The 22093-nt window shown below is 60.5% G+C and carries 15 protein-coding genes, 4 tRNA genes, 1 rRNA gene and 1 pseudogene; 2 read left to right on the forward strand and 19 right to left on the reverse strand.

What is annotated here, in order from left to right; all coding sequences use genetic code 11:
• Positions 1 to 238: 238 nt before the first annotated feature.
• The 5 genes from recQ to rpoB all read right to left on the reverse strand — a co-directional run bounded on the left by recQ (position 239) and on the right by rpoB (position 13515).
• Positions 239 to 2089 (reverse strand): DNA helicase RecQ, encoded by a 1851-nt coding sequence (gene recQ / locus RA167_RS11500; RefSeq protein ID WP_076785647.1) that lies wholly within the window; start codon positions 2087 to 2089, stop codon positions 239 to 241.
• A gap of 115 nt (positions 2090 to 2204) precedes the next feature.
• The gene (locus RA167_RS11505; RefSeq protein WP_076785648.1) at positions 2205 to 2702 is read right to left on the reverse strand and encodes a GNAT family N-acetyltransferase; all 498 of its coding nucleotides are present in this window, start codon (positions 2700 to 2702) and stop codon (positions 2205 to 2207) included.
• 20 nt (positions 2703 to 2722) lie between these two features.
• On the reverse strand, positions 2723 to 4624 hold the full coding sequence (locus tag RA167_RS11510; RefSeq protein ID WP_237574238.1) for a type III effector HrpK domain-containing protein: 1902 nt from the start codon (positions 4622 to 4624) through the stop codon (positions 2723 to 2725).
• A 506-nt stretch (positions 4625 to 5130) separates the two neighbouring features.
• Complete coding sequence (rpoC, locus tag RA167_RS11515; RefSeq protein WP_076785649.1) at positions 5131 to 9381, reverse strand: DNA-directed RNA polymerase subunit beta'; 4251 nt, start codon at positions 9379 to 9381, stop codon at positions 5131 to 5133.
• Between the two features lie 21 nt (positions 9382 to 9402).
• Positions 9403 to 13515 carry a DNA-directed RNA polymerase subunit beta gene (rpoB, locus tag RA167_RS11520; protein WP_076785650.1) on the reverse strand — a complete coding sequence of 1371 codons (4113 nt, stop codon included), beginning with the start codon at positions 13513 to 13515 and terminating at the stop codon, positions 9403 to 9405.
• A gap of 124 nt (positions 13516 to 13639) precedes the next feature.
• Between rpoB and RA167_RS11525 the strand changes: the two genes are divergently transcribed.
• Complete coding sequence (locus RA167_RS11525) at positions 13640 to 13843, forward strand: hypothetical protein (RefSeq protein ID WP_139337013.1); 204 nt, start codon at positions 13640 to 13642, stop codon at positions 13841 to 13843.
• Positions 13844 to 13883: 40 nt separating this feature from the next.
• Here the strand turns inward: RA167_RS11525 and rplL are convergent, their stop codons facing one another.
• The 12 genes from rplL to RA167_RS11585 form a co-directional block, all read right to left on the reverse strand.
• Entirely contained in the window at positions 13884 to 14264 is a 381-nt protein-coding gene (gene rplL, locus RA167_RS11530) for a 50S ribosomal protein L7/L12 (RefSeq protein WP_076785651.1), read from the reverse strand.
• A gap of 76 nt (positions 14265 to 14340) precedes the next feature.
• Positions 14341 to 14838 (reverse strand): 50S ribosomal protein L10, encoded by a 498-nt coding sequence (rplJ, locus tag RA167_RS11535; protein ID WP_076785652.1) that lies wholly within the window; start codon positions 14836 to 14838, stop codon positions 14341 to 14343.
• Positions 14839 to 15148: 310 nt separating this feature from the next.
• The gene (gene rplA / locus RA167_RS11540) at positions 15149 to 15844 is read right to left on the reverse strand and encodes a 50S ribosomal protein L1 (protein WP_076785653.1); all 696 of its coding nucleotides are present in this window, start codon (positions 15842 to 15844) and stop codon (positions 15149 to 15151) included.
• Positions 15845 to 16276, reverse strand: a complete 432-nt coding sequence (gene rplK / locus RA167_RS11545; RefSeq protein ID WP_041753253.1) for a 50S ribosomal protein L11 — start codon at positions 16274 to 16276, stop codon at positions 15845 to 15847.
• A 141-nt stretch (positions 16277 to 16417) separates the two neighbouring features.
• Complete coding sequence (gene nusG / locus RA167_RS11550) at positions 16418 to 16975, reverse strand: transcription termination/antitermination protein NusG (protein WP_013434764.1); 558 nt, start codon at positions 16973 to 16975, stop codon at positions 16418 to 16420.
• 1 nt (position 16976) lies between these two features.
• Positions 16977 to 17357, reverse strand: a complete 381-nt coding sequence (secE, locus tag RA167_RS11555) for a preprotein translocase subunit SecE (protein WP_076785654.1) — start codon at positions 17355 to 17357, stop codon at positions 16977 to 16979.
• Positions 17358 to 17396: 39 nt separating this feature from the next.
• Positions 17397 to 17472 (reverse strand) — tRNA-Trp (locus RA167_RS11560).
• Between the two features lie 55 nt (positions 17473 to 17527).
• Positions 17528 to 18718, reverse strand: coding sequence for an elongation factor Tu (tuf, locus tag RA167_RS11565; RefSeq protein ID WP_076785645.1), 1191 nt, complete (start codon positions 18716 to 18718; stop codon positions 17528 to 17530).
• Positions 18719 to 18780: 62 nt separating this feature from the next.
• Positions 18781 to 18855: transfer RNA gene (locus tag RA167_RS11570), tRNA-Thr, on the reverse strand.
• 15 nt (positions 18856 to 18870) lie between these two features.
• Positions 18871 to 18944: transfer RNA gene (locus RA167_RS11575), tRNA-Gly, on the reverse strand.
• A gap of 36 nt (positions 18945 to 18980) precedes the next feature.
• Positions 18981 to 19066, reverse strand: a tRNA-Tyr gene (locus tag RA167_RS11580).
• A gap of 221 nt (positions 19067 to 19287) precedes the next feature.
• Entirely contained in the window at positions 19288 to 19971 is a 684-nt protein-coding gene (locus RA167_RS11585; RefSeq protein ID WP_175972415.1) for a hypothetical protein, read from the reverse strand.
• 542 nt (positions 19972 to 20513) lie between these two features.
• On the opposite strand from RA167_RS11585, the pseudogene RA167_RS11590 reads away from it, so the two are divergent.
• A pseudogene (locus tag RA167_RS11590) lies at positions 20514 to 21021 on the forward strand (integrase core domain-containing protein); the annotation flags it as partial.
• A gap of 160 nt (positions 21022 to 21181) precedes the next feature.
• On the opposite strand, the gene RA167_RS11595 reads toward RA167_RS11590, so the two are convergent.
• Positions 21182 to 21424: a hypothetical protein gene (locus RA167_RS11595; protein WP_076785656.1), complete on the reverse strand. Its 243-nt coding sequence runs from the start codon at positions 21422 to 21424 to the stop codon at positions 21182 to 21184.
• Positions 21425 to 21890: 466 nt separating this feature from the next.
• A 5S ribosomal RNA gene (gene rrf / locus RA167_RS11600) occupies positions 21891 to 22004 on the reverse strand.
• Positions 22005 to 22093 lie beyond the last annotated feature (89 nt).

The raw sequence follows: 22093 nt of genomic DNA on the forward strand, positions 1-22093 counted from the left end.
GGCAAGCGAACCTGAATGGCTGCACGCACGCCACCCGATGAACCGACACCGGAATATCGGCGGCGATGGTGCCGTGCCCGCCATGCTAACCATCGACCGGCCCACAGTGACACAGAGGGCGACCAGCGACGCGAGCGCACTTCCGCCGAATACCGGAACCTGGCATAGTAATCCAAAATTTGCAAGTACGTCAACAGTTTGCGTGCATTAGATCACGCCGGCGGAGCGACTACCGCCGTCAATCGTCGTTGATCACGTCGAGCAGCTCGTCACCGAAGCGCTCGAATTTGCGCGCACCCAGACCCGGTACGCCGCGCAACTCATCGAGTGAAACCGGCGCGCTGCGGGCCAGTTCGGCCAACGTCGCATCGTGAAAAATCACGTAGGCCGGCACGCCATCGGCCTTGGCCGTCTCGCTGCGCCAGGCGCGCAACCGGTCCCAGCGCGCACGCTGGCGTGGCGACATACCGGCGGTCGGATCGGTGCGCTCGCCGCGACGCGCGCCATCCGCCTCGCGCACCCGTTTGGGTTTAGCATATCGGCGCAGCGTGATGTTGCGCTCCCCCTTCAACACCGGCTTGCTCGCCTCCGTGAGCACCAACACGCCGTGGCCTCCGTGATCGACTGCAAGCAGGCCGAGCGCAATCAACTGACGGAAAATCGCCCGCCATTGTGCCTCTGACAACGCCGCGCCGATACCAAAAGTGCTTAACGCGTCATGCCTTCGCTGCTTGACGCGCTCGGTTGCATTGCCACGCAATATGTCGATCAAGTGGCCCGCGCCAAATCCAAAGCCGCTGGCCCGCTGCGCACGGTACACGCACGAGAGCGCCATCTGCGCCTCACGCGTGCCGTCCCAGGTTGCCGGCGGCTCCAGGCAGGTATCACAGTTGCCACATGGCTGGCCCGTTTCGCCAAAATAGCCGAGCAGATGCACGCGCCGGCATCCAGCCGTCTCGCACAACCCAAGCAACGCATCGAGCTTCGCCGTTTGCACTCGCTTGTGCAGTTCGTCGGCCTCGGACTCGTCGATCATCTTGCGCTGTTGCACGACGTCGCCCAGCCCGTAGGCCATCCATGCGTTGGATGCGAGGCCATCGCGGCCGGCCCGGCCGGTTTCCTGATAGTAGCCCTCGATGCTCTTAGGCAGGTCTAGATGCGCGACGAAGCGTACATCCGGCTTGTCGATCCCCATTCCAAACGCGATTGTCGCGCACATTACGACACCCTCCTCGCGCTGAAAGACCTGCTGGTGCCGCTGGCGAAGCTGCGCGTCCATGCCGGCGTGATACGGCAACGCGCGCAGCCCCTGCTGCACGAGCCAGTCGGCCGTCTCCTCGACCTTGCGCCGCGACAGGCAATAGACAATGCCCGAATCAGTGGTGCCGTCCACGTTGGTGTGCTCGGCTCGGATAAAGTCGAGTAATTGCACACGCGCGTTGTCCTTCTCGACGATCCGGTAACGAATGTTCGGCCGGTCGAAACTCGATATAAACACCCGAGCGTTGTTCAGCGCGAGCCGCTCGATGATTTCCTCGCGCGTGAGCGCATCCGCCGTCGCGGTCAACGCGATGCGGGGCACCTGCGGGAAACGCTCATGCAACGCGGATAGCTGCATGTATTCGGGCCGAAAATCATGGCCCCACTGCGACACGCAGTGGGCTTCGTCGATCGCAAACAACCCTATCCGGCTGCGCGCGAGCAGTTCCAGAAACCGCTCCGTCAGCAGTCGCTCCGGTGCAACGTACAACAATTGCAACTCACCGCGCGTGAACGCGCGCTCGGTTGCCGCCGCCTCGGCTGCGGTGAGCGCCGAGTTCACATAGGCCGCCCGCACCCCCGCCTCGGTCAACGCCGCGACCTGGTCCTGCATCAACGCGATCAGCGGCGACACCACGATGCCAGCGCCCAGGCCGGCTTCGTGACGCACCAGCGCGGGAATCTGGTAGCACAACGACTTGCCGCCACCGGTGGGCATCAGCACGAGGCTGTCGTGCCCCGCTGCGACATGTTCGACGATATCGGCCTGCGGCCCGCGAAACGCCGGATAGCCGAAGACCTCTTTAAGCAACGCAAGACAGCGGGACATGCAACTCCACGGATGGGAACGGCACGCAGCGTGCGCGTTCGGATCAGTGCATTTTACCAATCACGCGCGGGAAGCGATATCTGCCCGATGGCCGATGCAGGCCGCCGTCCAGTAGTCACTTGGGCAGTTCGGCGCGCCGGGCCTGCGCCGGCCTCGGCATGGCCAGCCCCAGCTCATTGTGCAGTGCCTGTAAATATCGTCCGCGCAGGAAGCGGCATTCCTGCTTGAGCATGCCATAGAGGATGAAATCCGTGCCATCTCCGGCACCCTCGCGCATGAGGCCTTCACGCCGAAAACCTAGGTGCTCGTCGAGCCGCTGCGCACGCAGGTTATCCGCGCGCACCAACCCTGTCACCCGCCGGCAGTTGAGCACCACGAACGGATACAGAAAGACCGCCGACAGGAACGCCGGCGTCAGCAGATGACGCGATTCCAGCATCGCGCAGTGCATCAGCACGTTCGGGCCGTTATACCCCTGGTACACCACGCCAGCCACGATATCGCCGTCTTTTTCGAGCCCGATCGTCGTGCAGTCGTGGTAGCTCGTCTCGCCCGTTGCCGCAGCGACGAAACGCATGACCTCGTCGCTGCGGTGATACACGATTCGTCGCATAATCTGGTTCAAACAGCGAATTAGGTTGGCAATGGAATGCCGAATTGCTGCAGCGTCGGATTCACGTTATCGGCAAACTTCTCCTGATTTTGCTTCTTGTGCACCGCTTCGACGATTGCAGACACAATCGTTGCGATCACGCCGGCAATTTCACCAATTGGCCCGAGTGCATCAAGCACCGTCGATACCGCGCTGACGATCCCGGCAACCGCTTCGCCCGCCACGTTACCCGCGACGCGGGCAGCGGTCGTCGCAATCTTGGTGGCGACTTCACCCGTTTCTGCCGCAGCCTCACCAGCCGCCCCGGCGCCACGGGTCAGCCATGAGCCAATGTCCTTGGTATCCTTGACCGCGTCCTTGATCGTGTCGATGATGTCGAGCGGATTCGCGCCGGATGAGCCGTTGCTGCTGGAGGTGGAATCGGCATTTTGCGCACTGTCCGCTGCGCCGCCGCCCGCCTTTTCGAACAACTGCGCCAAGTTCTCCATTTCGGGCGGCAGTTTCTTCTTCAGGTACTCGCCCACGGCCGGATCATTGGCCAGTGTCTGGATGTCCTGCGTGAGCACTTTAACTGTCTCGTCGACGTTGCGTAAATGATCGCTACCGCCGGCCTGCACGTTGATCAGCGTCTGCATCAGCTTGCACATGACCGCGGCCTTTTGCTCCGCCGTGTACTTGTCCGGATGAGCGAAGATGTCCTGATTCAGCGTACTGATATCGGTATTGGCGGTGAGGTTTTTCAAGCCTGCGTCTTTCAAAAAGCTCAGGTCGGATTGTTCGTCCGTCGGCGCCTCATCCTTGATGAAACTGGTCAGATTGTCGTCGTTGATAAGGTTGTCGGCCTTGTTCGTCGCCTTGTCAACGCCGGCGCGGTCAAGCGCGTCGAACCCGCCGTTGGTCGACAATGCCTTCGCGGCATTCTTCAGCGCGTCGCTGAAACCGCTGTTGTTTTGTAGATCGGAGACCTGCTGTTTAGTCGCCACCATGCCGCCGCCCTTTCCGCCGTTGTAGTTATGGTTCTTGCCACCGGCATCCTGATGGCCCGTGGACTGGCCGGTGATCGCGATGTAGGCTTGCAGCAGTGCAGCCGAGCGCGCCGTTGCCAACGAGTCGGGATCGGCGTCTGGGTGCTTCTTCATATACTCCTGGATATTGTTATCGGCCTGTTCCAGGTTTTTATGAACCGATTTTAAAAAGTCGCCCATTTTTCCCTGGTCGACCGTTCCATCATCCTTCAATGCACCGGTTCCTTGCAACGCACTCTTGAGCGACGGATTGTCGTTGACATACTGCAGCGCGGCTTGCTTCATCTCATCGGTGGCCCCATCGACTTGGCCGCTCAGGATCTGCATCGCGGCAATCGGGCGCTCCAACTGGATGCATTGATCGGCCGAGGCCATGTCGTTCCACTTCGATAAGTCATCACCTTCGTACTGGTCAATGAAATGATCAAGGGTGGCATACTTCGGATCGCCTGGAATAAACTCGTCGTCACAACCACATTCTGTCGTGTCAGTGTTCGTGTCGGCCCCGTCCACGATGGTCGAATCATCGTCTGACCAATCCTGCTCGTCGTTGACGGTAACGAACGGCGCACGGATTACAAAGGCGCGGTCTCCGAAGGCTGGTGAAGCCGATGTTTCGCTGCTCGATGGCGTATTCGATGCGGTGCCGAACGGGCTCGCTTTCGTGCCGTCGCGCGCCGTCTGCGTCGGGGGAGCCCATGTATCGGTCTCCGAGTCGCTGTCCTCGACATCGGAGTCTTCCCACTCCAAATCTAGGTAGGACAGCCCCAACAGGCTCAAGTGGGGCGGGAGTTTATCACTCTGTGCGTCCAACTTGTCACCCTTGGCGTTGGCTTCAGGAGTTTGCAGTCCCGTGTTGAGCCATGGGCCACTCCACTGCTGCACTAAGGTATTCATCGAGTTTGGCTCCTCTCGGTGGCGCGCCAGCAACAGTGGTGCGCAAGACATGCCCTGCGGGGCAACGGATCGTGAATCGATTATCAGCATGTCGCCGAACCAGGCTCCGGAAACTGCGAACTGCCGTGGCTTGATGCGAATCCCTGTCTCGCCCTATGTGACAGTTGGCGTCCGCCGCCTTGAAGACCCTGGCAGGCCGGATGCCAACTGCACCCATTCCAACTTCTCATTGTCGACCGATGTCCGCTGGCCCTGGCCCTGGCCCTGATCTTTGATCCCGATCCCCTACCTCCTACCCCCTGCCTCTTGCCTCTAATCTCCAACCGCTGAACGCTCCTTTGATCCACATAAAGACAAAACCCCACGCACTCTCGTACGTGGGGTTCAGTGTTCAGCCATCGGGCGCCGCAGGCTGACAGTCTGCCAACACGCGGTGCCTAGCCGGGCACGCTGTCATGCGGTCACAAGAGGCTGCCGGCGCCGCAACCTGTCGCCGGCAGCATGCGTCACTCGTTTCCCGAATGCGGATGCTCGACCGGCGTTTCCGGCGTGGCGAAGTCGAATGGGCTCGCGTGCTCTTCCTCTGCCGCAATCTGCTCGAAACGCTCGCGATCCGCCGTCTCCTTGCTCTTGCGCGCCTTGTGGAACGCAAGCCCCGTACCGGCCGGGATCAGGCGACCGACGATCACGTTCTCCTTCAGGCCACGCAGGTCGTCGCGCTTGCCCATGATCGCGGCTTCGGTCAGCACGCGCGTCGTCTCCTGGAACGAGGCAGCCGAGATGAACGAATCGGTCGACAGCGACGCCTTCGTGATACCCAGCAGCACGTTCTCGTAGGTTGCCGGCCGCTTGTCTTCCGCGATCATCCGGTCATTCTCGTCGAGCATGTCGGAACGCTCGACTTGTTCGCCCGGGATGAACCGCGTATCGCCGTTGTCAACGATTTGCACGCGGCGCAGCATCTGGCGCACGATCACTTCAATGTGCTTGTCGTTGATCTTCACGCCCTGCAAACGATACACGTCTTGCACTTCATCGACGATGTAGCGCGACAGCGCTTCGACGCCCTGCAAGCGTAGGATGTCGTGCGGATCAGCCGGCCCGTCCACGATCATCTCGCCCTTGTTGACAACCTGGCCATCGTGCACAAGCACCTGCTTTTCCTTCGCGATCAGGAATTCGTGCTGATTGCCGTCCAGATCCGTGATGACCAGGCGCTGCTTGCCCTTCGTGTCCTTGCCAAACGACACCGTCCCGGTGACTTCCGCCAGGATGCCCGCATCCTTCGGCGAACGCGCCTCGAACAACTCGGCAACCCGTGGCAGACCGCCGGTAATGTCACGCGTCTTCTGCGACTCGGTCGGAATCCGCGCCAGCACTTCACCGACTTGGACTTGCTGACCATCCTTTACCGTGATCAGCGCACCGACCTGGAAGCCGATCTGCACCGCATGCTCGGTTCCCGGAATCTTCACTTCATCGCCGGTCGCATCGAGCAGCTTCACTTGCGGACGCACGCTCTTGGACGACTGCGAGCCGCGGCGCTTGGAGTCGATCACGACGAGCGTTGACAGGCCGGTCACTTCGTCGATCTGCTTCGCGACGGTCACGCCCTCTTCGACGTTCTCGAACTTCACCGTGCCACCGTACTCGGTGATGATCGGACGCGTCATCGGGTCCCACGTCGCGAGCTGCGTACCGGCCTTGATCTGCACGCCGTCCAGCTGCAGCAGCGTCGCACCGTACGGAATCTTATGGCGTTCGCGCTCGCGGCCGTGATCGTCCGCGATGACCACTTCGCCGGAGCGCGAAATGACGATCTGCTCGCCCTTCGCGTTCGTGACATAGCGCATCGTCGCGGTGAAGCGCGCGGTACCATTGGACTTCGCCTCGACGCTAGAGGCCACCGCCGCGCGCGAAGCCGCGCCACCGATGTGGAAAGTGCGCATCGTCAGCTGCGTACCCGGCTCGCCGATCGACTGCGCGGCGATCACGCCGACCGCCTCGCCCACGTTCACCAGCGAGCCACGTCCCAAGTCGCGACCATAGCACTTCGCGCACAACCCGTAGCGCGTTTCGCAGGTCAACGGCGTGCGCACGCGCACTTCATCGATACCGAGGCGCTCGATTTCCTCGACTGCGGTTTCGTCCAGCAGCGTGCCCGATTCGTACAGTGTCTCCTGGGTTTCCGGATCGACGACGTCGGCCACCGCGACGCGGCCGAGAATCCGGTCGCGCAGGGCCTCGACGACTTCACCGCCTTCGACCAGCGCCTTCATTGCCACGCCCTGGCTGGTGCCGCAATCGTCCTCGACCACCACGAGGTCCTGCGTCACGTCAACCAAACGACGGGTCAGATAGCCCGAGTTCGCCGTCTTCAACGCGGTATCCGCCAAGCCTTTACGTGCGCCGTGCGTCGAGATGAAGTACTGCAGCACGTTCAGGCCTTCGCGGAAGTTCGCGGTAATCGGCGTCTCAATGATCGAGCCATCCGGCTTGGCCATCAGCCCACGCATGCCCGCCAATTGGCGAATCTGCACCGCCGAACCACGGGCACCGGAGTCCGCCATCATGTAGATCGAGTTGAACGACTCCTGGCGCGTCTCGTTGCCGCCGCGGTCTACCACCGGTTCGGTCGACAGCTGCTCCATCATCGCCTTGCCGACCGACTCGGACGTCGCCGACCAGATGTCAACCACGTTGTTGTAGCGTTCCTGCGCGGTGACCAGGCCCGACATGTACTGGCGATCGTATTCCTTGACCTTTTTGGCGGCCTCGCCCACGATCGTTTCCTTTTGCGGCGGCACGAGCATGTCGTCGACGCAGATCGAGATCCCGGCACGCGTGGCCAGCCGGAATCCGGACTGCATCAGCTGGTCAGCGAAGATCACTGTCTCGCGCAGGCCGCAACGGCGGAAGGCCGTGTTAATTAGCCGCGAGATCTCCTTCTTCTTCAGCGGTTTGTTTAGTACGCTGAACGGCAAACCCGGCGGCAGGATCTCCGACAAGATCGCACGGCCAACGGTGGTCGCATACAGCGAGACCTTCGGCACAAACTTCGGCGCACCGTCGGAGCGATCCTCGTTGACCACCATCTCGGTGATCCGCACGTTCACGCGCGAGGCCAACTCCACTTCTTTGTTCTCATATGCTCGCAGGACTTCGCTCACGCCGGTGAAGGTCATCCCTTCACCCTTCGCATTGATCGCTTCGCGCGTCGCGTAGTACAGACCCAGCACGATATCTTGCGACGGCACGATCGACGGATCGCCGTTGGCCGGGAACAACACGTTGTTGGACGCGAGCATCAGCGTGCGCGCCTCCATCTGCGCTTCAAGCGACAGCGGCACGTGCACGGCCATCTGGTCGCCGTCGAAGTCGGCGTTGAACGCCGCGCACACAAGCGGGTGCAGTTGGATTGCCTTGCCTTCGATCAGCACCGGCTCGAACGCCTGGATCCCCAGACGGTGCAGCGTCGGCGCGCGGTTCAGCATCACCGGGTGCTCGCGGATCACCTCTTCGAGGATGTCCCACACGACCGGCGTCTGGCTTTCAACTTCCTTCTTTGCCGCCTTGATCGTCGTCGCGACGCCCATCACCTCAAGTTTGTTGAAGATGAACGGCTTGAACAACTCGAGCGCCATCAACTTCGGCAGGCCACACTGGTGGAGCTTGAGCGTCGGACCGACGACGATCACCGAGCGGCCCGAGTAGTCGACGCGCTTGCCGAGCAGGTTCTGGCGGAAGCGGCCGCCCTTGCCCTTGATCATGTCGGCAAGCGACTTCAGCGGTCGCTTATTGGCGCCGGTCATCGCCTTGCCGCGGCGCCCATTGTCGAGCAACGAGTCGACCGCTTCCTGCAACATCCGCTTTTCGTTGCGCACGATGATCTCGGGCGCCTTCAGTTCAAGCAGACGCTTCAACCGGTTGTTACGGTTGATCACACGACGATACAGGTCGTTCAGGTCCGACGTCGCGAACCGGCCGCCGTCCAGCGGCACCAGCGGACGCAACTCCGGCGGCAGCACCGGCAACACCTCGAGAATCATCCAGTCCGGCTTGATGCCTGAACGCTGGAATGCCTCGAGCACCTTCAAGCGCTTCGCGTACTTCTTAATCTTCGCTTCGGAGCCGGTGTTCTTCAGCTCGGTGCGAAGCTGCTCGACCTGCGCATCGATGTCGATCGAGCGCAGCAGCTCGCGCACCCCTTCCGCGCCCATTTCGGCGCGGAACTCATCACCGTACTCCTCGACCTTATTGTAGTAATCCTCTTCGGTCATGATCTGCCGCGCCTTGAGCGGCGTCATGCCCGGATCGATCACGACATAGGCTTCGAAGTACAGCACGCGCTCGATGTCGCGCAATGTCATGTCGAGCACCATGCCCAGGCGCGACGGCAGCGACTTCAGGAACCAAATGTGCGCGACCGGCGAGGCAAGCTCGATATGGCCCATGCGCTCGCGGCGCACCTTCGCGAGCGTCACCTCAACGCCACACTTCTCGCAGATTACGCCGCGGTGCTTCAAGCGCTTGTACTTGCCGCACAGGCACTCGTAGTCCTTAATTGGGCCGAAGATCTTCGCGCAGAACAAACCATCGCGCTCCGGCTTGAACGTGCGGTAGTTGATGGTCTCCGGCTTCTTCACTTCACCAAACGACCACGACCGGATCTTGTCCGGCGAGGCCAGACCGATCTTGATCGCATCAAAAATTTCTTCTTGTTGGACTTGCTTGAATAGATCGAGCAAAGCTTTCATCGCTTCTCTCCAGTAGTCCGATTAGTTCCGGTCCAGGTCGATATCGATACCGAGCGACCGGATTTCCTTCACCAGCACGTTGAACGACTCCGGCATCCCCGCGTCGATCACGTGGTCGCCCTTCACGAGGTTCTCGTACACCTTCGTGCGCCCCGTCACGTCGTCCGACTTCACCGTCAGCATTTCTTGCAACACATACGATGCGCCATACGCCTCAAGCGCCCACACTTCCATTTCCCCGAAGCGCTGACCGCCGAACTGCGCCTTGCCGCCCAACGGCTGCTGCGTCACCAGCGAGTATGGGCCGGTCGAGCGCGCGTGCATCTTGTCGTCGACCAGGTGGTGCAGCTTCAGCATGTGCATGTAGCCGACCGTCACCGGGCGTTCGAACGCCTCGCCCGTGCGCCCGTCGTACAGCGTCACCTGGTTCTTCGACTTCGTCATCCCAAGCTGCTGCGCCACCTCATCTGGGAACGCGAGATCGAGCATGCGCGAAATCTCTTTCTCGTGCGCGCCGTCAAACACCGGCGTCGCGAACGGCACGCCTTCCTTCAGGTTCTGCGCAAGCTCGACGATTTCATCATCGGACATTTCGTCGATCGACTCCGGATGACCCGATTCGTTATAGACCTTTGTCAGGAACGATCGCAGATCCTGCACTAGCGTCGCTTTCTTGGCTTGCAGCATTTCGCCGATACGCCAACCCAAGCCCTTTGCGGCCCAGCCCAAGTGGGTCTCGAGAATCTGGCCGACGTTCATCCGCGACGGCACGCCCAGCGGATTCAGCACGACATCGCACGGACGGCCGTCCGCCATGTATGGCATGTCTTCAACCGGAACGATCTTGGAGACAACACCCTTATTCCCGTGGCGGCCCGCCATCTTGTCGCCCGGCTGCAAGCGGCGCTTGACCGCCAGGTACACCTTGACCATCTTCAGCACGCCCGGGGGCAGTTCATCGCCTTGCGTGAGCTTCTTGCGCTTTTCCTCGAACGCGAGGTCGAACTGATGGCGTTTTTGCTCGATCGATTCCTTGATCGCTTCCAGTTGCGCCGCTGCGTCCTCGTCGGCCAGCCGGATGTCGAACCAGTGATAATGGTCGAGGTCATCCAAGTATTCGCGCGTGATCTTCGCGCCCTTCGCCAGCTTCTTCGGACCGCCGTTCGCAATCTTACCGTCGAACATCCGTGCCAGCCGCTCGAATGCGTCGCCTTCGACGATGCGCAACTGGTCGTTCAAATCCAGCCGATAGCGCTTGAGTTCGTCATCGATGATCTGCTGTGCACGCTTATCGCGCTGGATCCCTTCGCGCGTGAACACTTGCACGTCGATCACGGTGCCGGTCATGCCCGACGGCACACGCAGCGACGTATCCTTCACATCGGATGCCTTCTCGCCGAAGATCGCGCGCAGCAGCTTTTCTTCCGGCGTCAGTTGCGTCTCGCCCTTCGGCGTCACCTTGCCGACCAGCACGTCGCCCGCTTCGACTTCGGCGCCGATGTAGACGATGCCCGATTCGTCCAGGCGGCCCAGCTGTACTTCAGCCAGGTTCGAGATGTCGCGCGTGATTTCTTCCGGCCCGAGCTTCGTGTCGCGCGCCACGACATTGAGCTCCTCGATGTGGATCGACGTATAACGGTCGTCGGCGACGACGCGCTCGGAGATCAGGATCGAGTCCTCGAAGTTGTAGCCGTTCCACGGCGTGAACGCGACCAGCATGTTCTGGCCGAGCGCGAGCTCGCCCAGGTCCGTCGATGCACCATCGGCGATCACGTCGCCACGCGCGACACGGTCGCCGACCTTCACGATCGGGCGCTGGTTGATGTTCGTGTTCTGGTTCGAGCGCGTGTATTTGATCAGATTGTAGATGTCGACGCCGACCTCACCCGCCACCGCTTCGTCATCGTTCACGCGAATCACCACGCGACCCGCGTCAACATAGTCGACCACGCCACCGCGGAACGCCTGCACCGTCGTGCCGGAGTCCACCGCGGTCGTACGCTCGATACCGGTGCCAACCACCGCTTTTTCCGGTCGCAGGCAAGGCACCGCCTGCCGCTGCATGTTCGAACCCATCAATGCACGGTTTGCGTCATCGTGCTCGAGGAACGGAATCAGCGAGGCGGCCACCGACACAATCTGCGACGGTGCGACGTCCATATATTGGATCCGGTCCGGCGTGACCATCAGCGTTTCGCCAGCTTCGCGGGCTGAAACCAGCTCGTCAATCAGCTTGCCTTCGTCGTCGATCGCCGCATTCGCCTGCGCGATCACGTACCGACCTTCCTCGATCGCAGACAGGTAGTCGATTTGGTCGGTCACCTTGCCGTCGATCACCTTCCGGTACGGCGTCTCGAGGAAGCCGTATTCGTTCAGGTGCGCGTACAGCGCGAGCGAGTTGATCAGGCCGATGTTCGGACCTTCCGGCGTTTCGATCGGACACACTCGGCCGTAGTGGGTCGGGTGCACGTCGCGCACCTCGAAGCCGGCGCGCTCACGCGTCAAGCCGCCCGGTCCCAGCGCAGACACACGCCGCTTGTGCGTGATCTCCGACAGCGGGTTGGTCTGGTCCATAAACTGCGACAGCTGCGACGAGCCGAAGAACTCGCGAATCGCCGACGAAATCGGCTTCGAGTTGATCAGGTCGTGCGGCATCAGGTTCTCGCTCTCGGCCTGGCCAAGACGCTCTTTCACCGCCCGCTCCACGCGCACTAGGCCAGCACGGAACTGGTTTTCGGCCAGCTCGCCGACACAGCGCACGCGGCGGTTGCCGAGGTGGTCGATATCGTCGACCTCGCCCTTGCCATTGCGCAACTGGACCAGAATCTTAATCGCCGCGAGGATGTCATCGTCGGTCAGTGTCATCGGGCCGTGAATCTCGTCACGACCGACGCGGCGATTAAATTTCATGCGACCGACCTTCGACAGGTCGTACGCATCCTCGCTATAGAACAGACGGTTGAACAACGCCTCGACCGCTTCCTCCGTCGGCGGCTCACCCGGCCGCATCATCCGGTAGATCGCGATGCGCGCAGCAGTCTTGTCGGTGGTCTCGTCGATACGCAGCGTCGACGAGATGTACGGACCCTGATCCAAATCGTTCGTGTACAACGTCTGGATTTCGTTCACGCTCGCTTCGCGCAGCTTCTCGAGCACGCTCTCGGTGATCTCGTCATTCGCATTGGCGATCACTTCGCCGGTGTCCGCGTCGATCACGTTTTTCGCGAGGACACGACCGATCAGGTAGTCCTCCGGCACCGAGATGTACTTCGTCTTCGCATTCTCGAGGTCGCGGATGTGCTTCGCGTTGATGCGCTTGTCCTTCTGGACAATAACCTTGCCGTCCCGGTCGGCGATGTCAAAGCGCGCGACCTCGCCGCGCAGCCGCTCGGGCACGAATTCCATCTGCGCGCCTTCGTTCATCAACGTGAAGTTGTCGAACACAAAGAAATTCGCCAGGATCTGCTCAGGCGTCAAGCCGATGGCCTTCAACAGAATCGTCACCGGCATCTTGCGGCGACGGTCGACACGGAAGTACAGAATGTCCTTCGGGTCGAACTCGAAGTCCAGCCACGAGCCGCGGTATGGGATGATGCGCGCCGAGAACAACAGCTTGCCCGAGCTGTGCGTCTTGCCCTTGTCGTGCTCGAAGAACACGCCCGGCGAGCGGTGCAACTGCGAGACGATCACGCGCTCGGTGCCATTGATCACGAACGAGCCGGTCGGCGTCATGAGCGGAATCTCGCCCATGTACACTTCCTGCTCCTTAACTTCTTTGACGACCGGCTTAGTCGGCGATTCCTTGTCGAGGATCACCAGGCGAACTTTTGCCCGCAACGCGGAGCAATAGGTCAAGCCGCGCTGCTGGCACTCTTTGACGTCGAACGCCGGCGACGACAGCGCATAGCTGACGAACTCGAGCCGAGCAAAGCCATTGTGCGAGACAATCGGGAAGACCGATGTGAACGCAGCCTGCAGCCCTTCCGGCTTGCGTTGCGTGGCAGGCACATCCGCTTGCAGGAAAGTGCTGAATGATTCAAGCTGGGTGGCCAGCAGGAAAGGAACCGGGTGAACGATGGGGCGCTTCGCGAAACTCTTGCGAATACGCTTCTTCTCGGTGAAGGAATAGTGCATACGATCTCCGAATCACGGCGGGGTGGTTCATTGCTCCGACAGCAGTGAACCGGATTGCCCGAGTGTTCACCGACTGAGACCCTGTGGCCGTCCAAACGCTCGAACGGACCAAGAAGCTTGGTGGTTGGCCGCTACCAACCGCTGGCTGACGGCAGCGGATGCCCATGTTGCCCGCTACCCGACCAAACTTGCCTTCTGCAGTCGCTTCAGAAGACAAAGAAAAGGGCATGTGCTCTGCACGGTGACCTTTTCTTTGACTTCTCTGGCGATCATCGCGGTGCCCGACCTGCATGGCGCCCGCCAGATTCACAAAGCGCAAAAAGGCTGACGGTCCGAAACCGCCAGCCCTTCGCGCAAAATGCCGAAAGTTATTTGATTTCAGCTTTTGCGCCAGCGTCTTCGAGCTTCTTCTTCGCTTCTTCAGCGGCAGCCTTGGGCACCGCTTCCTTCACGGGCTTCGGTGCGCCGTCAACCAGGTCTTTCGCTTCTTTCAGGCCCAGGCCCGTCAGTTCACGAACGGCCTTGATGACCGACACCTTGTTCGCACCGGCTTCGAGCAGGTTGACCGTGAATTCGGTCTGCTCTTCCGCCGCCGCAGCAGCACCGCCGCCGGCACCCGCCGGACCCGCAACGGCCAGCGCAGCGGCCGACACGCCAAACTTCTCTTCGAACGCCTTAACCAGCTCGTTCAGTTCCAGAACCGACATCGCGCCAACGGCTTCCAGGATGTCTTCTTTTGCGATTGCCATTTAAAATACTCCTAACTTGGAATTTGGATTCTCAGCCAACGATCCGCGGCCAACCGGGCTTGCGCCCGGCCGCCTGTCAGGCCGCCTCGCCCTGCTTCTTTTCGGCCAGCGCGGCCAAAGCACGCGCGAAGCCGGAAACAGGTGCCTGCATGACGCCCAGCAGCTTCGCGAGCAGTTCCTCGCGGCTCGGAATGGAAGCCAGCGCTTGCACGTCAGCCTTGTCCATCACCTTGCCTTCGTAGGAGCCGGCCTTGATCACGAGCTTGTCGGTGGTCCTGCCAAAGTCATGGATGACCTTGGCTGCCGCGACTGCATCGTCCGAAATGCTATAAATCAAGGGACCGGTCATCTGCTCGGCGAGCGGGGCAAACGGCGTACCTTCGACCGCGCGACGCGCGAGCGTGTTCTTCAACACGCGCAGGTACACCTGTTGCTCGCGCGCCTTCGCACGAAGCTTGGTCAGATCGCCAACCGCAATCCCACGATATTCGGCCAGCACGATGGTCTGAGCTTTCGCGACTTGCGCAGAAATCTCAGCCACGACGGCCCGCTTATCTTCACGATTGAGTGGCACGTTTAACCTCCAGATTCGGTCCGCTAGGGGTCGTTCCGACCACGTCGCGCACCGCGTTTCATAAACGGCGTCCGAGGTTGTTAGGAGTATTTCCGCCGGTACACCTGTCACAGTGTCCGGTTTCCATTCTGCAAAACTGTTTCGGGTTCGCCATCTGCGTTGGCTTCTGATTAAGGTCAGGCGATACAACCACCCTTCCGCCAACGGTCTTTGACAACCGGCTGCGTCGTCCCACAGCAACGACACAACCGCCCAAAGCCTGTGTGCGGCGAAGCGCGACCATCGTCGCATCTCGCCGCGTTATCGATCGTTACGCGACAACCGTGCTCGAGTCGACGCGCACACCGACGCCCATCGTGCTCGACACCGCGATCTTGCGCAGATAAACGCCCTTGCTCGTCGCCGGCTTCGCCTTTTGCAGCGCGTCGACCAACGCGGCAAGGTTGGACTTCAGCGCGGTCGGTTCGAACGACGCGCGGCCGATCGTTGCATGGATGATCCCGGCCTTGTCGACACGGAACTGCACCTGCCCCGCCTTCGCGTTCTTCACCGCGGTCGCCACGTCCGGCGTGACCGTGCCCACCTTCGGATTCGGCATCAAGCCGCGCGGACCCAGGATCTGGCCGAGCGTACCCACCACGCGCATCGTATCCGGCGACGCGATCACGATGTCGAAATTCAGATTACCCGCCTTCACTTGCTCAGCCAGGTCTTCCATCCCGACGATGTCCGCGCCCGCGGCTTTTGCCTGCTCCGCCTTGTCGCCTTGCGCGAACACGGCAACGCGCACGCTCTTGCCGGTGCCGGCCGGCAACACAACCGAGCCCCGCACCACTTGGTCCGATTTTTTCGCGTCAATACCGAGCTGCACCGCGACATCGATCGACTCATCAAACTTAGCGGTCGCGCATTGCTTCACGAGCGCGAGCGCATCGTCCACGGGATACAGCTTCAGGTGATCGACCTTGCCTTCCAGTGCCTTCAGGCGCTTTGAAACCTTGGCCATTTACACACCCTCCACGGTAATGCCCATCGAACGGGCGCTGCCAGCGATCGTACGAACCGCCGCATCGAGGTCGGCTGCGGTGAGATCCGGCATCTTCGTCTTGGCAATTTCTTCGGCTTGTGCGCGCGTGATCTTGCCCACCTTGTCCGTGTGCGGCTTGCTCGAGCCTTTGTCGACCTTCGCCGCCTTCTTGATGAGCACGGTTGCCGGCGGCGTCTTCAGGACGAACGTAAAACTCTTGTCCGCATAGGCGGTAATCACGACCGGCGTCGGCAGACCCGGCTCGAGGCTCTGCGTTTGCGCGTTAAACGCTTTGCAGAACTCCATGATGTTCAGGCCACGCTGACCCAGCGCCGGGCCGACGGGCGGCGACGGATTGGCTTTACCTGCAGGAATCTGCAGCTTAATAAAGCCGATGATTTTCTTTGCCATTTGAAACCTCGGGTGAACGCCTGGCGTTCGGTGAGTGATAACGCGCTTTCCGGCAAACCGTACCAGCGCTCCTCAACAGCCAATGAAGCGGGCTGTCAACACTTTGCCGCGTGACGCGTTGCGTCACGCACGAAACCCATATCAGACCTTCTCAACTTGGCCGAACTCAAGCTCAACCGGCGTCGCGCGACCAAAAATCGTCACCGAGACACGCACGCGCGACTTCTCGTAATTGACTTCCTCGACGCTACCGTTGAAATCTGTGAACGGACCTTCCTTGACGCGAACCAGCTCCCCGACCTCAAACAGCGTCTTCGGCCGCGGCTTTTCGACGCCCTCCTGCATTTGCGACATGATCTTGTCGACTTCGCGCTGCGAGATCGGGCTCGGACGGTTCCGTGCGCCGCCAACGAAACCGGTCACTTTAGCGGTATTTTTCACCAAATGCCAGGTTTCGTCTGTCATTTCCATTTCGACCAACACATAGCCCGGAAAGAACCGGCGCTCGGTGACCGACTTATGCCCGCCCTTGATCTCGACGACCTCTTCGGTCGGGACCAAGATCTGGCCAAATTTGTCCTGCATGCCAGCACGCTCAATGCGCTCCTGAAGCGCACGTTGCACGCTTTTCTCCATACCGGAGTAGGCGTGCACGACGTACCAACGCTTTCCACCCGATGACGCTGCGCTATCGCTCATATCATTTCCAACCTAGAATTAGCGAGAAGATGACCCATTCGATGGTCTTATCGCTAACCCAAAGATAGATCGCCATCACGAGCACGAAACCGAATACGACCAACGTCGTCTGGCCAGCCTCTTTGCGGGTTGGCCACACGACCTTGCGCACCTCGCGGTACGAGTCCTTCGCGAATGCAATAAAACCCTTGCCTGACGCAGAGGCGAGCGCCGCCGCGATGCCCGCGGCAATGCCGACCACCAGCGCCGCACCACGCACATACCACTCGTGCGTACCCAGCAGGTAGAACCCGGCGATCCCGGCGATCACGAGCAATACGCCCAGCGCAAGCAAGAGCTTGTCGCTTGCGGTATTCACAGTTTCGACGGATGGATTCGCCATAACACCTTAAACGAACGCGCCGCATAAGCGGCGCTGTAGTGGCAGGGGCAGAGGGAATCGAACCCCCAACCTTCGGTTTTGGAGACCGACGCTCTGCCAGTTGAGCTATACCCCTAAAACCCTGTTGAGGCGGCAACCGCCGCCCCTATCGTGATCATCGAATAACTGGCTTACTCGATGATTTTGGCGACGACACCGGCGCCGACGGTACGGCCGCCTTCGCGGATCGCAAAGCGCAGGCCTTCTTCCATCGCGATCGGTGCGATCAACTTGACCGTGATCGACACATTGTCACCCGGCATCACCATTTCCTTGTCCTTGGGCAACTCGATCGAGCCGGTCACGTCCGTCGTGCGGAAGTAGAACTGCGGCCGGTAGTTGTTGAAGAACGGCGTGTGGCGCCCGCCCTCATCCTTGCTCAGCACGTACACTTCCGCCGTGAAGTGCGTGTGCGGCGTGATCGTGCCCGGCTTGGCCAGCACTTGACCACGCTCCACATCCTCGCGCTTAGTGCCACGCAGCAGAATACCCACGTTGTCCCCGGCCTGGCCCTGGTCCAACAGCTTGCGGAACATCTCCACGCCCGTGCACGTCGTCTTCGTCGTGTCACGGATGCCCACAATCTCGATTTCCTCGCCGACCTTGATCACCCCGCGCTCCACGCGCCCGGTGACCACCGTGCCACGACCCGAGATCGAGAACACGTCTTCCACCGGCATCAGGAACGTGCCATCCACCGCACGCTCGGGCGTCGGAATGTACGTGTCCAGCGCATCGGCCAGACTCAGGATCGCCGCCTCGCCCAACTCGCCCTTATCCCCTTCCAGCGCCAGCTTCGCCGAGCCCTTGATGATCGGCGTGTCGTCGCCCGGGAACTCGTACTTGGACAGCAGCTCGCGCACTTCCATTTCCACCAGCTCGAGCAGCTCTGCGTCGTCCACCATGTCGCACTTATTCAGGAACACGATGATGTACGGCACGCCCACCTGACGCGCCAGCAGAATGTGCTCACGCGTTTGCGGCATCGGGCCGTCTGCGGCCGACACCACCAAGATTGCGCCGTCCATCTGCGCCGCACCCGTGATCATGTTCTTCACGTAGTCCGCGTGACCCGGGCAGTCCACGTGCGCATAGTGACGCTGCTCTGTCTCGTACTCGATGTGCGCCGTGTTGATCGTGATGCCACGGGCCTTCTCTTCCGGCGCCGCGTCAATCTCGTCGTACTTCTTCGCTTCGCCGCCAAACTTCGACGACAGCACCGTCGCGATCGCCGCCGTCAGCGTGGTCTTGCCATGGTCAACGTGACCGATCGTGCCCACGTTCACGTGCGGCTTGGTCCGTTCAAACTTGCCTTTGGCCATATTCGACTCCTAACAGGAATTTGGTCCGTTGCGCCGCGCGCAAACGCATCACCGACACTTGCTGGTGCCCATGGGCAGGATCGAACTGCCGACCTCTCCCTTACCAAGGGAGTGCTCTACCACTGAGCCACATGGGCGAACATCTGAAACGCTGGAGCGGGTGAAGGGAATCGAACCCTCGTCGTAAGCTTGGAAGGCTTCTGCTCTACCATTGAGCTACACCCGCGAGGTGCTTCCACCCAGTACCGCTGCCGTAAAATTCTGGTGGAGGAGGTTGGATTCGAACCAACGTAGGCGTAAGCCAACAGATTTACAGTCTGCCCCCTTTAGCCACTCGGGCACCCCTCCGCAGAGAACTGACGATTATCGGCTAATTAGTTGCAAGTGTCAACTGCCCTGCACCCACCCGCCGACCTGGTACTTGGTGACCGTCAGTCGTTCGCCTTCCGGCAAGATAGCAATTGTCAACTACGCGGGTGCCGAAGGCAAGCGATATGCGTATCGCCGACGGTTACCGGTGTTCCGGTGCAGCGAATTCGCCGTGTCGGAGCACCGGTTTGAGGCGCGACTCATTGAAGAGCCGGTGCGGCCGTCGCTCGCGTACCCGTTAGTACCAGAGCGGCCTGACGTGAGGCATCGGTGGCCATCACCAGCAGCTTGCCACTGTCCAGCACCGCCGCACCCGCATACACTGTGCCGGGTGTCGCGCAAGGCGCGGGCCCGGCCGTGACCGTCACGTCGTACAGATTGCCCACCGTGCGCGGCTGAAACGTACCCGTCAGCGTGCACGCATTGGCCGTCCGGGCGTTCAGCGTGCCGCCCGCATCGATCTGCAACGTGACACCCTGATCGTCCACCAGCGTTTGCGCGACCCCGTCACTGTACGTTCCAGCTAACGCCGCGAGCGTCGGCTGCCGCTCGTACAGCCCTTGGTAGGTTGAGCCGAACTCCACCCCCACCGTACCCGACGCATTCGTGCTGCGGCCGCACAGGCAGTCCTTGTACACATAATTTGCGTCTACCCGTTCCGCGTCGCTCGTGCGCTGCGCGAAGTCATAGCGGATCGCGTCCGTCGAGGTGAACGTGCCGCTGGCCTGCGTGCCGCTCGTCGTACTGGTGCCGCTGACAAAGCCGCCCAATCCCGGCGTGCCGCGGTCGTAGGCAATCCAGAACACGCCGTCATCCCGAACGATACCCACCTCTCGCTGACCCGGCGTCGTCATGCCCACGTAGTATCCTTGCGCAAGGCTCACTACGGGCCGATTGCCGTCATTACCCGGACGGCTGCCCGTATGCCCGCCATTCGGACCGCTTCCGGCATTGGCGCTCCTATTGGCTGCTGAAGGTGAAACCTCTGTCAGCCCGCTGTTACATCCTGTTAGGATTCCAACAGTAATGGCCGCAATCGCAATCGACACCGCCTTCATTTTTTCATCTCCTTTTCGTTGAGCCGGATTTACGTTATCCGATACAGATCGTTGCTTAACCGCCTTCGCAGCCTCGGTCTGCTAACGCACAAAGTTTGGGAGGCCCAGTGGGGGACAGTGCGACAACGGCTGCGGTATAGGGCTCATAGGCTTGTCTGATAAGGCACTTGCCGCGACGGATGGGAATGCATACGGATCCCGACGCTTGCACCGAATTCGTTTATTAAACGTCGGCTTCGCATCGTCTTTATGGGCGCTTCGCGACAGAATCGAGATGTCCAGATAGGAGCAAGCGCCATGGATGACCGACCTAGCGTCGGGCTCAATTGCGTCATGCAGTTGGTGTAGGAAGGCGGCTATTCGTGATTGGTCGCCGTTTGAAGCGCCTGGCTATCGTCAACCGTCTCACCTAGGAGGCTATCGATATCATCGTGGATCACACCATCTTTGGCTTGTATGTCGCACGAATGTTGAACTGAGCGGCGCGTTTCCAAAGCTATTTCGAAAGGGCTGCAAGGCGGATCAGAGGCCGGAATTGAAGTGACGAGCCGAGCGATCGGCCAATGGGCGTACGGCAACGGCGTGACGCTGAAATTGTTCAGCCGAGCAAACCGACGCAGAACGCATTCATCGAGTCGTTCAACGGCAAGTTTCGCGATGAATGCGTCAATGGGCAATGGTTGACGAGCCCCGCGCATGCTCGGGCTGCCCATCACGGCATAGCGCTAGGGCTGCAACGAAGAAGGACCGCACAGCGCACTGAATTACCTTTTACCAGCAGAGTTTGCGGTGAAACATCGGGCAGCAGCGGACGCTCCTGCCGCTTTTCATGAAATTGGTACTTTGCTAAAAACCCGGTTGGCCCTAAGAAGCTAAGAAGGCAAGTTAAATTTGTCGAGTTTCTTCTAGGCAGGCAGCGCGGGACCGCTACAGCCAAGCGCGCCGCCTGTTCAATGCTGCGAAATGTCACCTTGTAGCCACTAGGACGGCATAATCGAGCACATCACCCAGTAAAAAATGAGATTTGGTGACTAACTTACCGGAGCATAATCTGGGCTTTTAATGCAGTCGTAACGTCTTTAGCTGCTTGGTTCATAAGATTAGAAGAAGTCGGTTTCCAGTCGTTGCCGTCCCACACGCTCCAGGAGTTATTTTGAAGATCCAGCTTTTCAGCATCCGGCAGCAAGTTCCCGTCCTCCCCGATATAAGATTTCGTCGGTTTGAGAGCACCTTGTATTGTTGAGCCGCTGATACCTTGCATTGGGCCGATGGGGTCCATATCCGCTCCTCATAAACAGTTAATAAAACGCATCGCATCGTAAACGCGTTGCGCGTTACCCAGTGTGCCGATGGCACCGTGAGACCGGATGCATTTTCCGAAATGAACCAGCGCTATACGAAGCACGTCATCTCATCTCGTTCATGCTGCAGACCAAGCCTGGGTGTTATGCGTTTCTCGGCACAGGAACTAGCACGCATCGCACCGCGGGGCCCGCACTGGGCCCGAGCGGGTTGCATCACGCGAGCGATGACTTCAATGACGAGGGGCGTGGGGGACGGCGCGACTGATTGGGTCAAGCTCGTCCATACGAGGTGGCACTGCAGCGAGGGGGGCCACCCCACTCGGTCCAGGCGGTGCACGGCACCATTGCAGTGCTGTGCACGAGCAGGCGTACTCAGCGGTGGGCCGCAAAGCCCAACGCCCGCTTCGGGGAGGGAAGCGGGCGTTGGGGGGCAAGGGGGGAGCCTGACGATTACCTACTTTCACACGGGCAATCCGCACTATCATCGGCGTGGAGTCGTTTCACGGTCCTGTTCGGGATGGGCAGGGGTGGGACCGACTCGCTATGGTCATCAGGCAAAAGGGGGAGCTGTCGCGCGGCGGGGCGCGCCAGCGAATCTGGAACAAGAAGCAGCCGGTAGGATTATGTCGTCGAGGACGGCACAA

Source organism: Mycetohabitans endofungorum, assembly GCF_037477895.1.
In the GTDB taxonomy this organism is placed as follows: domain Bacteria; phylum Pseudomonadota; class Gammaproteobacteria; order Burkholderiales; family Burkholderiaceae; genus Mycetohabitans.